Below are 13,150 nucleotides of genomic sequence, written 5' to 3'. Positions count from 1 at the left end.
CACGGGTGGGGCCGCGCACGTATCGGCAAATCAAAAATGGTGATGCGGATCAGGATATGGGTGACGGGTGCAAGAGGTTAACCCGCAAGTTGACAAGCCAAGGTGCCCATCGTTGCGTTCGGCTGAATACTTTGATCAACTTTGTCGATCAATTAGTCAATTTGCACACCGATTATGATTGGCTAGGATCGAATGCCATGACGATTTGCAAGCAGACTTCGCCATACGATGGTGGGGATGTGATCGAAGAAACGACCAGCCGGTCGCGACATAGTGACTATGGGCGCGTGCCAGTCAGACTGCATGAGTTCGATGCGCGTAAGTAGACGACCACGCGGTGATCACGCTAATCCTGTCACCATTTTCGATAGCGTCGGCAAGCAGAACAGCACGATGACTCGGATGATCGCTAACTGCACTCCAGGTGGTGCGGTGCGAGCCGGAGGAGTGGCTGCCCCATGCGGATGACGCTACCTTCGGTCAGTCCTGGACATATTGATACGCCAGGCGGCGCGAAGGCGATGACGGTGGAACCATGCTCGAACCATCCCATTTCCTCGCCCTTACGCAGCCATGCATCACAAGGGATTCGGTTCGGGCCGCGGTACTTCAGATTAAGCGGTACGTCCACGCAGTGCAGCCGGATGCTCGCCACCAAGATGGCCGCGACTGGCACCAGCGTGATCAGATGGTCGGAGCCTGCCAAGCGGCAGCGAATTACCGCGCGCTCGTTTCTGCAAAATAGATTTTCGACCCGCTTGAGGGCGATCGGATTGACGTTCCATGTGTCGCCCGACATATACGTAACATGCTCCACGCGACAGTCGTATGGCGCATGAAAGCGGTGATACATGCCGGATGTCAGGCGCAGTGTCACAAAGCAGCCATCCAGGTATCGGGCGACCAGCTCCGAATCATCGAGCAGGTCGAGGAGGGAGTACGGAAAGCCCTTGGCTTGGAACGCCGATCCTGCGCACACCGGACCCATGGCACCCACAATTCCGTCGCACGGGCTGACGACGACGGCGGAATCGTGATCCACCTGTCGCGCACCGGGCGTGAGTTCGCGCGTGAAACATTCGTGAAGGCTCCTGAAACGGGTGTTTTGTGCATCACTCAGATCGATATCGGCGAACAAACGCCAGACCGCAAGACATGCCCGACAGACCAAAGGCTGCTCGAGACGACTCAGCCAGCCCACGAACAAGGTGATCCAGCGTCGCGGCAATCGGTTGGTGAGCAAGAAGTTGACGTCCTCCTGCTGGACAAAGTTCACAATGACCGAGCGCACCGTCATCGCATCATCCCTGACTCGAAATGCTCTGTGCCCGAAGCGCAAAGGGACATGGAGAGCTGAAGGTGAACATAGCTTTGCTTGAGTATCTCGGCGGCGCCATGCTTCTGATCATTGTCGCGCGAGGGGCGCGGCAGCGCCTGATATTGTCGCTTGCGAAGCAGCGCTCGCTCGCCGGTCACGACCGATTCTCCCGTCTGGTGGCCAGGATGATGCCGCGTTACGACTACGACGAAACGATTTTCTTCCGCGCTGATGACGCGTCGCCGGACGTCGAGGCTCGGCGTCGCGCCGGGTTTGAGCAACTTGTCGCGCAGTACACGCTGCGCTATCCACTGGCCGCCGCACTGTCGCGTCAAATCGGTGGCTCCATCTCGGATTTGGAGTTCACGGCGCGCTATCGGGTACCCATCCCCTTTAGCAGATTGATTCGTAACAACTTGCAGGCCAGCGTCTTTGTGCAGTCCTCGTGCGGCGCTACCGTCACCGATATTGACAGCAATCAAACCTATGACGTGAGTGGCTCCTATGGAGTCAATCTCTTCGGAATCGATTTTTACAAGGATTGCATCGACTTCGGCATTGCGCGAGCGCGCGAACTCGGTCCCGTCCTCGGCGCCTACCATCCTGTCGTGGCCGACAATGTGGCGCGGCTGCGCGAAATCTCGGGTCTCGATGAGGTGTCCTTCCACATGTCGGGCACCGAAGCCGTGATGCAGGCGGTGAGACTGGCGCGTTACCACACGAAACGCAAGTACCTGGTCCGCTTTTGCGGGGCTTATCACGGTTGGTCGGACGATGTGCAGCCGGGTGTCGGAAATCCGATCGGGGCACAAGCCACGTTCACGTTGAAGGACATGGCCTCGGCGACGCTGCGGGTCTTGCGGACGCGCCGCGATATTGCCTGCGTGCTCGTCAACCCCGTTCAGGCGATGCATCCGAACGGACCTGCGCCGAGCGACTCCTTGCTTATCGACAGCGGTCGCCGCGCGCACTTCGACCGGACGGGCTACGCGGAATGGCTGGCTCAGCTGCGCCGCGTGTGTTCCGAACGGAACATTGTGCTCATCTTTGACGAGGTGTTCAGCGGCTTCCGGCTGTCCCAAGGCGGTGCACAGGAATATTTCGGCGTACGCGCCGACATGGTCACATACGGCAAGTCCGTGGGCGGCGGGCTCCCCGTCGGCGTGGTTTGCGGACGCAGCCACCTGATGAAGCGCTACCGCGAACAGCGACCTGCTGATGTTTGCTTCGCCCGCGGGACCTTCAATTCGCATCCCTATGTGATGGGTGCCATGAATGAATTTCTGAGGCGTCTCCAGAGCGAGCCAATCCAGGCGATTTACCGCGATCTCGATGGAGTGTGGGCCAGGCGTGCCGGCGAGCTCAACCAGCGGCTGGCCGCAGCGCAGCTGCCGGTTCAGATAGCGCACATGTCGTCGATCTGGACAGTCATCTATCAGAAACCTTCGCGCTACAACTGGATGCTGCAGTATTACCTGCGCGCAGAAGGTTTGGCATTGAGCTGGGTCGGCACCGCGCGACTCATCTTCAGTCTCAACTACAGCGACGCCGAATTCGCAGCCGTGGCAGACCGTTTCGTCTCGGCCGCCGAGGCGATGCTGCGCGACGCCTGGTGGCAGGGCCCTACGTCGCTGACCGATAAAGCTATCCGACGGCATGTTCTCAAAGAGCTGCATCAGGCCTGGTGGGCGACATGCTCCATCGGGTCGAGCAGCTCACCGCGCACCAGTTGGAGTGGAGCACGCCAGTAAAGTTTGATGTCGTGGAACGGGTCAGTCAGGATCTTCGTGAACCACGCCATCCCAACAAGGACGCTCTGCTGGATAAAGAGCTGCACCGTTCGGAACACCAGCGCTGCGACCCCAAGGGCTAGCCACAACTGGCAAAGATGGCGCAGCAGGTCAGAGTTGTCGGTGGAAGTGGGAAAGATGCCGAACAGCGTGGGCTGGGCCCATAGTAAGACCGGCGAGAGGGCCCAGAGCGACAACAAAACCATCTTGCGCTTCAGGTTATAGCCGACCTTAATGTGTTCCTTCAGTTCGTGGGTAGCGCTATTGACCTCGTCGTATCCCTTGGGCTCGAAGAAGAAGTGGCCCACCTGCCGCGTGACCATCGCAAAGAACCACCCGATCAACGCCGCGGCGACAGGGTTGGTGAACACTAGTACGTACACCGCGATGAAGCTGAGCGCACTCACCAGATGGAGCGTCTGGTTAATGCGGGAGTGATGGTAGTAGCGGTGATCGTCCCACCGTTGCCGCTTGAGTTCAGCTAGGAATCGCTGCATTCGACCTCACCCAATTCGAACCGGCTATTCCGCCCGAGTCTGGGCGAAAGAATTGCACATCGACAAGACTTCAGTGCCAGGTTGCGTGCCGATTGCGACATTGTCAATAGCTTGGTGGTCGACTCAACAAAAATGCGCGCATAGAGCCTCTCGGTGACTCATCAGAGCGTCCCCGCATCCGGGTGAGCACACGTCTGTCGACGAATAGCCCACGGTCCCGGCTAAGCGAGCAATAGATTTAAAGCACAATGCGCTACGTTGGACGAGCAAAGTGTTTGGTTCGGCGCCCGACGACGCGGTGACCTCGCCGGCACTGCCTTGCCGCGTCAGGCGGGGACGTGCAGACACTAGCCGTATGCCGTTACGCGGACCGCCCTCGATCTGCGGCGGCCAACCTAGACAAAGGGCGCACGAACGTCTTTCCAGGCTGCCGTCCGCCGCATGAGTTCGAATCAGGCTGTGCTGCAATCACATTGCACAGTCCATGCCCGCGAGAGGCCTGACCGCTCATTAGCGCTTCACCGAAGTCTGGCCGATCGCCGAAGCGCGGCGAGTATTCATCCGATATCACACGGGTTACATCCGTTAAGGATTCATGAAGGTCGTAGTTCGATACTATCGAAATGCGTCACCAGCTCGGTACATTGCGGACCTCGGAGCTTGCCGGCAAATCGTGGTCAGCGTCCTCAAACTGTAATCCGACAACCAAAAAGCGTTGCGCATACTAACGTAGTCCTCATTATGAGAATCATGATCGTGACCGACGCTTGGTTTCCCCAAACTAACGGAGTTGTGAATACCATCTCGCAGACCGCCGCATGGCTCCTTCGATTCGGGCACGACGTGCGCATTGTTTCGCCGGGCGAATATCGCACGTTGCCTTGCCCAACTTATCCGGAGATCCGCTTAGCTGTCGGCGCCCGGCGCGCACTCGGGCAGCGCTTCGAGGATTTCCAGCCAGAGGCTGTGCACATAGCGACTGAAGGCCCACTCGGGCTTGGAGCTCGCAGACACTGTCGACGGCGCGGACTGCGCTTCACCACCTCGTACCACACTCAGTTTCCCGAGTACTTGGCCTCGCGGGCGCCGATCCCGTTGCGGGCCTCCTACGCTGCGCAACGATGGTTCCACTCGGGTGGGTACAGGTGCATGGTAAGCACACAGAGCATTCGCGCAACGCTGTCTGCTCGGGGGTTCAAGAATCTTGCGAGCTGGCAGCGCGGCGTAGACACAGACCTGTTCAGGCCCCGGGGAAAGGACTTCCTGCAGATCCCGCGGCCGATCGCAGCATACGTTGGGCGCCTGGCGGTGGAGAAGAATGTCGAAGCGTTTCTGCAAATGCGATGGCAGGGTTCCAAGATCGTCATCGGCGACGGACCCCGGCGAGCACGTCTCCAATCGCAGTTTCCGGAGGCTCGTTTCACCGGCTTCCGCTACGGCGAGGATCTTGCGGCCCATCTCGCGGCCGCGGATGTGATGGTATTTCCGAGCCTCACGGACACTTTCGGTCTAGTCAACCTGGAGGCAATGGCCTGCGGAGTACCGGTGGCAGCTTTTCCGGTCCCGGGACCCCTCGATGTGGTAGAGGACGGACGGACGGGGGCACTTGATACCGATCTGGCCCGAGCTGCGGAGCGTGCTCTGCTCATCGATCCGAATGCATGTCGCGCGCGGGCGCTGTCATCGACATGGGAGACGTGCACGCGCCAGTTTGAAAGCAACCTCGTGTGCTGTCAGCCAGGCGCGCCGACACCAACGCTGCCTTCGCGGTCAGACTCGACCAACTGCCAGAGCAAACATCGAATGCGAATTGAGGACGACTGGCATGCATGAACCCACCGTCCGGGCAGAAACAGTCACAGGAGTGCTTGAGGGCTTCACTCGCAACGGCGTGCACCGCTGGCGGTCCATACCCTACGCCCGTCCACCGTTGGGGCCGTTACGATTTCAGGAGCCACAACCGGCGCCGCCGTGGCAGGGAGTTCGGCGCTGCTACGAGTTCTCCAACTGCGCCCCGCAACATCGCCGTTACGCCATGATCGGCATCAGCAAATACCAGCCTAGCGGTGAGGACTGCCTGACCCTCAACGTCGTCGCACCGGAGGCGCCTAGATCGGGGTCGCTTCCGGTGATGGTCTTTGTCCACGGTGGCGCATACATGATGGGCAGTTCCGCTCTTCCGCTGTACGACGGCGCCGCGCTGGCCCGCCGCGATTGTGTGTATGTCTCGGTCAACTACCGACTCGGCGCCCTAGGTTGTCTCGATTTATCGTCGCTGTCCACTCCTGGCTTCGCTTTCGCTAGCAACTTGTTTTTGCGTGATTTGGTGTTGGCGCTTCACTGGGTCCGTGCCAACATAGCGGCGTTCGGTGGTGACCCGGAATGTGTCACTGTCGTCGGTGTGAGCGCCGGGGCGCAGGCTGTCACCACCTTGTTGACCGTGCCGGCGGCGCGAGGCCTATTTCGCAGAGCAATAGCGCAAAGCCCGCCAGCGGGCATGGCGCGCTCTCAGGACGCGGCCACCGAGTTGGCGACGCAGTTCGCAAAGCTACTGGGCGCGGGCCCGCAAGATGCCGGCGATTTGCTGATGCGGGCTTCGCCAAGCGAGCTGATCGGCGCGCAAGACGCTTTGATTGCCCAGTGCGTGCGGGAAAAGCGCGGCTTCCCGCTGGGTCCGACTTACGGTGACGACTATCTCCCGCTGGACCCGATCGCGGCGATGCGTCGCGGTCGTGCGCACCAGTTGCCACTAGTCGTTGGCACAAACGCCGATGAAGGCCGCCTGTTCACCCGCTTTCTCAAGCTGGTGCCTACCACAGAAGCGATGGTTGAAGGCATCTTCGCCGGCAAGGATCCACAAGTGCACCAACGGATTACCGCTGCATACCCCGACTATCCCAAAACTTCGGCCTGCATCCGGCTCGGCGGTGATTTCGCATTCAGTTCGGCTGCTTGGCAGATTGCCGAAGCCCACGGCAGCCAAACACCCACGTATGTATATCGTTACGATTATGCACCCCGGACGCTGCGCTGGTCCGGCCTGGGAGCCACACATGGCACCGAATTGTTCGCCGTTTTCGACGCATATAGAAGCAAGTTCGGCCGGCTGCTTACGGTTGGCGCAGACCGGCGCCGCACGCTGCACTTAAGTGACGAGATACAGCAGCGCTGGACGTGCTTCGCCGGCACCGGGTTACCCGGAACGAACTGGCCAACGTACACGAAGGACGACCGGTCGGTTATGGTATTCGACCGCATCTGCCGCTGCGAATCCGATCCGCACTCGCAGCGGAGGATTGCATGGGACGGATTCTGGGATGAAATGTCGGGTATCTCAACCCACATCCGCTGAACTACGCAGACTTTCAGCGCCCGAGTGGGAATTTCATTGAGCGCGTTCAGTGTTCGCGGCCGTGTGACGCCATACGTGCTCGTCAACTCCGATCACCGCCACACCTTCGAAGCGGGCCGGATCGGCGATGAAACACCCGACGGCCGTTCGGCGGTCACCTTGAACCCGGGGTCATCAGGGCAGCAGAACGTGATCACATCAGGGCAAGCGCAGCTAGCGTCACGCACTTCGAGGCGTTCCGGATGAGGCGCCTAGCAACCTTCATCTTTCAGAAGAACTCAACCCCTTTCCCGGCAACGACGCGCCGAAAGCTCCTACACCGAAAGCGCTATTCATGCAGCACCAAAAACGATCAGCTGCTCACCGCGTCATTTCAAGAAGCACGCGAAGTCTGACATTCTGACGCATCCGCAGATACGCGTAATCGAGCTTGCAAGATAGCCGGTTTTGTCGTCGGTCGGGCCTGGCTGTCGACGAGGGTGAGCAGTTCGCTGGTGAGCACTCGAATTTGGCGTTGCGCGGCGGCCGGGTTAATGGCGGAGTAAGCCTCAGCGAGCATAGCCTTTTGCTGGGCAGTGAGGCACTCGTGGCGCCCGGCGCGTCGACTTGGTGTCGCTGCCGTATCGTACTTCTTCAGGATTCTGCCACCCCTACGCACCTTGCATATCAGCTTTGCCCGAGGGTAGAAATAATTCGTAAGCTCTGAATGCAACACCCAGATCTTGTTGAGCAGCAACAATTCTGCCGTTGTATCGTAGCGGTGATAACCGACGGCGACGCGCACTGACGCCGAATGCTCCTGCGCTGTGCGACCAACGTCATCGGAGCTGCCCGACCATGACCCGATGAAGGTAATCTGGCGCTGCTCACACCAGGCCAACAGGTGTCGACCGATGACCTCGGAATCCCTAGCGCTGTAGACACCCCGCATCGAAAACGGGATCGCCGCGGCAATTTCCTCAAGGGCGCCCAGCACGCAGTCCCTGTCAAGGTTAGCTACGCTGCGACTCTCGCCCCAACCAGTGGCAATGTCGGTCAAGGTCAGCGTCCAGGCATGCTCGCCGGAGGCGTTGCCGCCGTCGTGGGCGAACAGGTCGATCTCGGTGAACCCCGGCACGGTGTCGTCCCAGTCCTTCCTATTCCGCACCTTGATCTGGCGTTTCGACCAGAGAAAGGCCGGCCTAACGCGGCTCAGTCCGTTTGCCTCACGCACCTTGCGCTCCGGCGCCAGGCGACGGTCAATGGTCGCCGCCGACATGCCAGCCAGCAACGCCGCGGTGTCGTCATCGATGTCCAGCTCGCCAAAGCTGCGAAGGATGTTCACTAACTCGGAAAGCACCGGCGCCAACCGCTTGCCCGTAGGCATGTCCAAAACCAACCAGCACAAGACCAGTGCCGCTACAACTTTCGGACCGTATTTAGGCGGGCGCGGCGACTGTGGCTGAATCAGCTCGGGGTCCAGCGCCGATGTGAGCATCTTGCGCGCATGGTTTCGGTGCCAACCGGTGGTTGAGCACAGCTCATCCAAGATTCGAGATTTCTCCGCCCTGCACGCGCTCATATAGCGAGCCGCGATCGTCGAAGTTACAGCCTTTCGTTGACCCATAATCAATCCAATCGGGCGGAAATACCCAGCGCTCCGTTCGCCGCCGCGCCGTGCGCACGCCGCGCACGCGCATTGACATCCGTCGCGAACCGCGACGGGCCTGGCTGAGCAGGAATTGGCTAAACAGGCAGGAGACTGCCGTCTCGAATTATTTCCGCATGTCATTGTTGCTGTCGACGATCCGCTTATGCTCAGCGAGAGCAATGGTACCTCATTCGACTGCCTAACATGAGTAAGAAGAATGCCCTTAAGGTGCGCACAATTTCGAACAATCTATTCAACTTTATGAGAACGTCCATCGGCTTGTAGTCGTCTAGTCTGAGCACATGCGGTGTACCGTTCTCGGCGCGGGCTATCTCGGTGCGACCCATGCTGTCGGAATGGCGGAGTTGGGGCATGAGGTCCTTGCGGTCGATATCGATTCCAGTAGGGTCGCAAAGCTCGCTGCGGGCGAGGTCCCGTTCTTCGAGCCGGGTCTGCGAGAGTTGCTGATAGCAAACCTTATGGCGGACCGGCTTCGATTCACCACCGACTACGGTGAGGCCGCGGATTTCGCAGATCTGCACTTTCTGGGGGTCGGAACCCCCCAGAAACAGGGAGGCGATGGCGCCGATCTGTGCGATGTCCACGCCGTCGTCGACGCGCTGATCCCACGTCTGACACGACCGTCCATTCTCGTAGGCAAATCGACTGTCCCGGTCGGCACTGCGGCGGCTCTGGCCCAGCGGGCACGCGACCTGGCGCCGCGCGGGGTCGAACTGGAGGTGGCGTGGAATCCCGAGTTTCTGCGGGAGGGCTCGGCAGTGCGTGACACCTTATCTCCACACCGCATTGTGCTTGGCGTGCAGCCTCATTCGACACGCGCCGAGGCCGCCGTCCGCGAGTTGTACAGCCGATTGCTCACCTCCGGTGTCCCACTGTTGGTGACCGACCTGCAAACCGCGGAGTTGGTCAAACTGTCTGCCAATGCCTTTCTCGCGACCAAGATTTCGTTCATAAACGCGATTGCTGAAGTCTGTGAGGCGGCGGGTGCCGATGTCGCCGTGTTGGCCGATGCGCTCGGACATGATCCACGGATCGGACGTACATTCCTCAACGCGGGATTGGGCTTTGGCGGCGGCTGCCTGCCCAAGGACATTCGCGCTTTTGTGGCGCGTGCCGGCGAGTTGGGCGCCGAGCATGCGCTAAATTTCCTGCGCGAAGTTGACAATATCAACACGCGTTGTCGGACCAGGATGGTCGAACTGACAGCTACCGCCTGTGGCGGATCCTTAATCGGCGCCACCGTCGGCGTGCTCGGCGCGGCTTTCAAACCCGACTCCGACGACGTACGTGATTCGCCGGCGCTCAGAGTGGCGGAGCAGCTGCAGTTCAACGGCGCCACCGTAAATGTTTATGATCCGGAAGCCTCGGAGAACGCACGACGGCTCTGTCCGACCCTCAACTACGCCGTCTCAGTAGCTGAAGCCTGCGAACGCGCAGATGCAGTACTTGTGCTCACAGAGTGGCAGGAGTTCATCGAGCTCAACCCAGCTGACCTTGCCAGACGAACGCCAGCTCGCGTGGTCGTTGACGGTCGCCACTGTTTGGACATCAACCGCTGGCAGCAGGCGGGCTGGCGCGTACACCGTTTGGGCCATTCGACGACGGTGCCGTTCTGGGCGCCCAGCAAGGGCCCTGCGGTCCCGTAATCTCGGCAGACTGCAGCCGCACTGGGACGTCGAAGGGCACCGGCACTTCGTCGGGCAGATCCCGGTAGAGGTACACGCTGGCGCCGGCGGGCAACACGGTGGCGTCATCGACGACCGCGCCGTCGGCGTCCACCACGTCGCCGGCCCGCACCTTGGCAGCCGCCGCGCCGCCGAATCTGCCGACGAGTTCCGCCAGTACCGGTCCGCCGTGCACACGGACCCGCACCGGCCCCAACGCGTCGCGAACACTCATTGGTGCGGGCTTCATCGCGAGCAGAGTATCCACCCGATCGCGTGTGTGCGGTGAAAACGGCTAGACATGGTGGTGCTGGAACCGCGCGGCGCGTCGCCGGATGCGGTGAGCACGTCCGCGGGTGCGACCAGGCTGTCCGGCCAGGCCCATCGGTTCGGCGTAGAACATCGCCTTGGCCAGCTCTACCAGAACCAGGTAGACCACGACGAGGCCGGCGAGGCGGCGAAGAACTCCCACGGCAGGGTGGTGGAGCCCAGGGGCGCGGCGAGCGGGGAAACTGTGAGCGCGACGCCGGCGGCGACCACGGTCAGACTGGTCGCGGTCAGCAGTCCACTCGGCCTGCTGAGCAAGAACGGGACCTTGCGGGTGCGGATCGCGAAGATGATGAGTGTCTGCGTCGCAAGCGATTCCACGAATCAGCCGGTGCGGAACTCGACGGCACCGGTGACGGTGCCTTTGGACGCCAAACCCAGTTCTTTGCAGACCTTTTCGGCGATCAGCGGGTTGTCGCCGGTGGCGATCTTCAGCTCGATGCCGAGCCCCGCCAAGGCAGCCAGAGACTGGCGTGCGGCGGCCTTGGGTTCGTCGGCGAAAACCAGGAAACCCGCCAGCGTCAGCGCACACTCGTCAGCGGGGGTGATCATGGTCAGTGCGGCCAAAGTTTCCTGTGCCGCATCCGGCGGCGCCTCGATCGGTTCAGCACCTGCTCGGGCCGCCCTTGACGATCAGCCGGCGGTTTCCGGCGTCGTCGACCAATGCCGACGTCGCGCGGCGCTGATGGTCGAAGGGCGATAGCGCCACCCGGCGTGCGCCGGTGGCCAGCCGCCGCAACTTCGGCGCCTCCCAGAGCCCGGCATCGAGCGCGTTGGCGCTGGCCCCGCCGGATTCCGGGGCCACGTCGGTGGCCAGCAGCCCGAGCCGCAGCACCGATTCGGCGGGTGCGCCGGTCGCGTCGATCGTGTCGACCAGCCGGATCCGACCCTCGGTCAAGGTGCCGGTCTTGTCGGTCATCAGGCTGTCGATGTCGCCCAGGTCTTCGATGCAGACCAAACGCTTGACGAGCACCTTCACCCTGGCCAGCCGCCGCGATCCGGTCGCGAGGCTGGTGCTGACCACCACGGGCAGCAGTTGCGGGGTGATCCCGACCGCGATGGCCAGCGAGAAGAGCACCGAATCGATCACCGGCTTGTGCAGCAGCAGATTGCCGGTCTCGGGCTGGCGGGTGTCCAAACCGGCTGCGATGCGCCCGAATTCGGCGTTGCGGCCGGTGGCGTAGACCACCGCGGTAGCCTCGCCGCCGCTGACGATGGTGCCCATCAAAGCCAGGTCGGTCAGGTCGGCCAACGCGGCACCGGCCGGCACCGGGCGGTGTTTTCTCTTGGCCCGGTCGACTCACCGGTCAGGATGCTCTCGTCGCACTCCAGACCGCTGACGTCGACCAGCCTGACGTCGGCCGGCACCGCCTCCGCCAGTGACAGCCGGAGCACGTCCCCCTAAACGAGTTCGGTGACGTACTCGCCGTCGCCGCGCACCAGCGCGTTGTGGTGGACTCCGGCGTGCAGCCGCGCCGCGGCATTCTCGGCGCGGTAGTCGTTGAAGAAACTCAGGCCGGTGCTGGCCAGCAGGATCACGCCGATGATCAGCGCCTGCGCCCGGTCGCCGAGGAAGACCGACACCACCGCGGTGACGGCCAGCAGGATGAGCACCGCGTTGCGCAGTTGACGAGCCAGGATCGCGAGCACTTGACGCGGTGCGTCCGCACCACGTTGGGGCCGTACCGCACCAACCGCGCAGCCGCCTCGGCGCTGGACAGTCCGCCGACCGAGCTGTCCAGCCGGCGCCAGACTTCGCCGATTTCAGCCGCGGCAACCTCGTTCGCGGTCAATGTCGACGGCATCGCAGGACTCTCGCGCATTTGTGCCGATTTCTCAACTGATGCAGGCACTTAACCGAAAATTCGTCCGCTGTTAGGCCGCTGAGCTCGCGGGGCGTGCGCGACGACCGTACCTTTGGGTGATGCAGCCAACTCGGTTGGAAATCAAGCCCTTTCGCCCGATCTCGGAGCACGTCGACGGGGCCTGGTGGCCACGGTCGACACGATTGGTCGACGAACTTCCTGGCTTGGTGACGTCATTGGCCGACCAGCTGGGGCCGATCGCGATGGTCGGCTACCACCGCAGTAGCTGGGACGAGGCTCCCCCACTGCTCGAGATCGGCGGACGCACCATCGAATTGCTGTGCTTCAGCGGTGACGAGCCGGCCAGCATCATCCTGATCGGACAAGACGGCCACCATTTGAGTCTGCAGGTCATCCCGCCGGACGCCAGCGACCAGAGCGGCCGGCAGGCCCTGCGGGAAGCAAGCTCAGCCACCGACGACGACGTCAACGCCGCGAGCCGTTCCCTGGTCGCGCGATCGGTGGCCGACGTGGCGGAAAAACTGGCTCACCACGAAGGCCGCGGCGACCAGCAACGCACGGCGGCGCTGCGCCCACAGATCAGGCAGTGGTGCGAAGAGGCTGCTCAACAGTTCCTGGACGCGCCGGTGCAGACGTTCGTCCCGATTCTCGTCGAGCACATCGTGCGCGGCCGGCTGATGGAAGCACGCGTCCCGGCGCAGGGCTGACCCGCCGCCCATCGCACA

Annotated in this window: 14 protein-coding genes and 1 pseudogene; 5 read left to right on the top strand and 10 right to left on the bottom strand. The window is 61.8% G+C overall.

Annotated elements, in window-relative coordinates:
* Positions 1 to 409 precede the first annotated feature (409 nt).
* The gene (gene asd, locus JX552_RS06965) at positions 410 to 1,297 is read right to left on the bottom strand and encodes an archaetidylserine decarboxylase (protein WP_205876681.1); all 888 of its coding nucleotides are present in this window, start codon (positions 1,295 to 1,297) and stop codon (positions 410 to 412) included.
* A gap of 62 nt (positions 1,298 to 1,359) precedes the next feature.
* On the opposite strand from asd, the gene JX552_RS06960 reads away from it, so the two are divergent.
* Positions 1,360 to 3,069 (top strand): aminotransferase class III-fold pyridoxal phosphate-dependent enzyme, encoded by a 1,710-nt coding sequence (locus tag JX552_RS06960; protein WP_205876680.1) that lies wholly within the window; start codon positions 1,360 to 1,362, stop codon positions 3,067 to 3,069.
* Here JX552_RS06960 and JX552_RS06955 read toward each other — a convergent pair.
* Positions 2,994 to 3,605, bottom strand: a complete 612-nt coding sequence (locus JX552_RS06955; protein WP_205876679.1) for a DUF962 domain-containing protein — start codon at positions 3,603 to 3,605, stop codon at positions 2,994 to 2,996. The two genes, JX552_RS06960 and JX552_RS06955, sit on opposite strands and share 76 nt — an antisense overlap.
* Before the next feature lie 750 nt (positions 3,606 to 4,355).
* Between JX552_RS06955 and JX552_RS06950 the strand changes: the two genes are divergently transcribed.
* Together JX552_RS06950 and JX552_RS06945 are read left to right on the top strand one after the other, a co-directional pair.
* Positions 4,356 to 5,438 carry a glycosyltransferase family 4 protein gene (locus JX552_RS06950; RefSeq protein ID WP_241010936.1) on the top strand — a complete coding sequence of 361 codons (1,083 nt, stop codon included), beginning with the start codon at positions 4,356 to 4,358 and terminating at the stop codon, positions 5,436 to 5,438.
* Positions 5,431 to 6,957 (top strand): carboxylesterase/lipase family protein, encoded by a 1,527-nt coding sequence (locus JX552_RS06945; RefSeq protein ID WP_205876678.1) that lies wholly within the window; start codon positions 5,431 to 5,433, stop codon positions 6,955 to 6,957. The genes JX552_RS06950 and JX552_RS06945 overlap by 8 nt, the downstream gene beginning before the upstream one ends.
* A gap of 373 nt (positions 6,958 to 7,330) precedes the next feature.
* Here JX552_RS06945 and JX552_RS06940 read toward each other — a convergent pair whose 3' ends face one another.
* Entirely contained in the window at positions 7,331 to 8,485 is a 1,155-nt protein-coding gene (locus JX552_RS06940) for an integrase (RefSeq protein ID WP_241010935.1), read from the bottom strand.
* A 404-nt stretch (positions 8,486 to 8,889) separates the two neighbouring features.
* On the opposite strand from JX552_RS06940, the gene JX552_RS06935 reads away from it, so the two are divergent.
* Positions 8,890 to 10,254: a UDP-glucose dehydrogenase family protein gene (locus tag JX552_RS06935; protein WP_205876677.1), complete on the top strand. Its 1,365-nt coding sequence runs from the start codon at positions 8,890 to 8,892 to the stop codon at positions 10,252 to 10,254.
* Here JX552_RS06935 and JX552_RS06930 read toward each other — a convergent pair.
* The 7 genes and pseudogenes from JX552_RS06930 to JX552_RS31950 form a co-directional block, all read right to left on the bottom strand.
* Positions 10,253 to 10,522, bottom strand: a pseudogene (locus tag JX552_RS06930) (pseudouridine synthase); the annotation flags it as partial. The gene JX552_RS06935 and the pseudogene JX552_RS06930 sit on opposite strands and share 2 nt — an antisense overlap.
* A gap of 167 nt (positions 10,523 to 10,689) precedes the next feature.
* Positions 10,690 to 10,920, bottom strand: coding sequence for a hypothetical protein (locus JX552_RS31975; protein WP_241010933.1), 231 nt, complete (start codon positions 10,918 to 10,920; stop codon positions 10,690 to 10,692).
* 3 nt (positions 10,921 to 10,923) lie between these two features.
* The gene (locus tag JX552_RS31970; protein ID WP_241010931.1) at positions 10,924 to 11,151 is read right to left on the bottom strand and encodes an HAD family hydrolase; all 228 of its coding nucleotides are present in this window, start codon (positions 11,149 to 11,151) and stop codon (positions 10,924 to 10,926) included.
* A 52-nt stretch (positions 11,152 to 11,203) separates the two neighbouring features.
* The gene (locus JX552_RS31965; protein WP_241010926.1) at positions 11,204 to 11,869 is read right to left on the bottom strand and encodes a cation-translocating P-type ATPase; all 666 of its coding nucleotides are present in this window, start codon (positions 11,867 to 11,869) and stop codon (positions 11,204 to 11,206) included.
* Positions 11,839 to 11,967 carry a hypothetical protein gene (locus tag JX552_RS31960; protein WP_241011099.1) on the bottom strand — a complete coding sequence of 43 codons (129 nt, stop codon included), beginning with the start codon at positions 11,965 to 11,967 and terminating at the stop codon, positions 11,839 to 11,841. The genes JX552_RS31965 and JX552_RS31960 overlap by 31 nt, the downstream gene beginning before the upstream one ends.
* A gap of 33 nt (positions 11,968 to 12,000) precedes the next feature.
* Positions 12,001 to 12,249, bottom strand: a complete 249-nt coding sequence (locus tag JX552_RS31955) for a hypothetical protein (protein ID WP_241011256.1) — start codon at positions 12,247 to 12,249, stop codon at positions 12,001 to 12,003.
* The gene (locus JX552_RS31950; protein WP_241010925.1) at positions 12,147 to 12,404 is read right to left on the bottom strand and encodes a cation-transporting P-type ATPase; all 258 of its coding nucleotides are present in this window, start codon (positions 12,402 to 12,404) and stop codon (positions 12,147 to 12,149) included. Before JX552_RS31950 ends, JX552_RS31955 begins: the two co-directional genes overlap by 103 nt.
* 119 nt (positions 12,405 to 12,523) lie before the next feature.
* Here JX552_RS31950 and JX552_RS06920 point away from each other — a divergent pair, with 119 nt between their 5' ends.
* Positions 12,524 to 13,132 (top strand): DUF5994 family protein, encoded by a 609-nt coding sequence (locus JX552_RS06920; RefSeq protein WP_241010917.1) that lies wholly within the window; start codon positions 12,524 to 12,526, stop codon positions 13,130 to 13,132.
* The last annotated feature ends 18 nt before the right edge of the window (positions 13,133 to 13,150 follow it).

The sequence above is a fragment of the Mycobacterium gordonae genome, assembly GCF_017086405.1.
Lineage (GTDB): Bacteria > Actinomycetota > Actinomycetes > Mycobacteriales > Mycobacteriaceae > Mycobacterium > Mycobacterium gordonae_D.
The sequence above is the reverse complement of the archived record's forward strand: the minus strand, read 5'-3'. Positions and strand labels throughout refer to the sequence as shown.

Coding starts and splice junctions, on each gene's coding strand:
- JX552_RS31970 (WP_241010931.1), bottom strand. CDS start 11,151: ATGATCACCCCCGCTGACGAGTGTGCGCTGACGCTGGCGGGTTTCCTG.
- JX552_RS06920 (WP_241010917.1), top strand. CDS start 12,524: ATGCAGCCAACTCGGTTGGAAATCAAGCCCTTTCGCCCGATCTCGGAG.
- JX552_RS06945 (WP_205876678.1), top strand. CDS start 5,431: ATGCATGAACCCACCGTCCGGGCAGAAACAGTCACAGGAGTGCTTGAG.
- JX552_RS06955 (WP_205876679.1), bottom strand. CDS start 3,605: ATGCAGCGATTCCTAGCTGAACTCAAGCGGCAACGGTGGGACGATCAC.
- asd (WP_205876681.1), bottom strand. CDS start 1,297: ATGACGGTGCGCTCGGTCATTGTGAACTTTGTCCAGCAGGAGGACGTC.
- JX552_RS06935 (WP_205876677.1), top strand. CDS start 8,890: ATGCGGTGTACCGTTCTCGGCGCGGGCTATCTCGGTGCGACCCATGCT.
- JX552_RS06950 (WP_241010936.1), top strand. CDS start 4,356: ATGATCGTGACCGACGCTTGGTTTCCCCAAACTAACGGAGTTGTGAAT.
- JX552_RS31950 (WP_241010925.1), bottom strand. CDS start 12,404: ATGCCGTCGACATTGACCGCGAACGAGGTTGCCGCGGCTGAAATCGGC.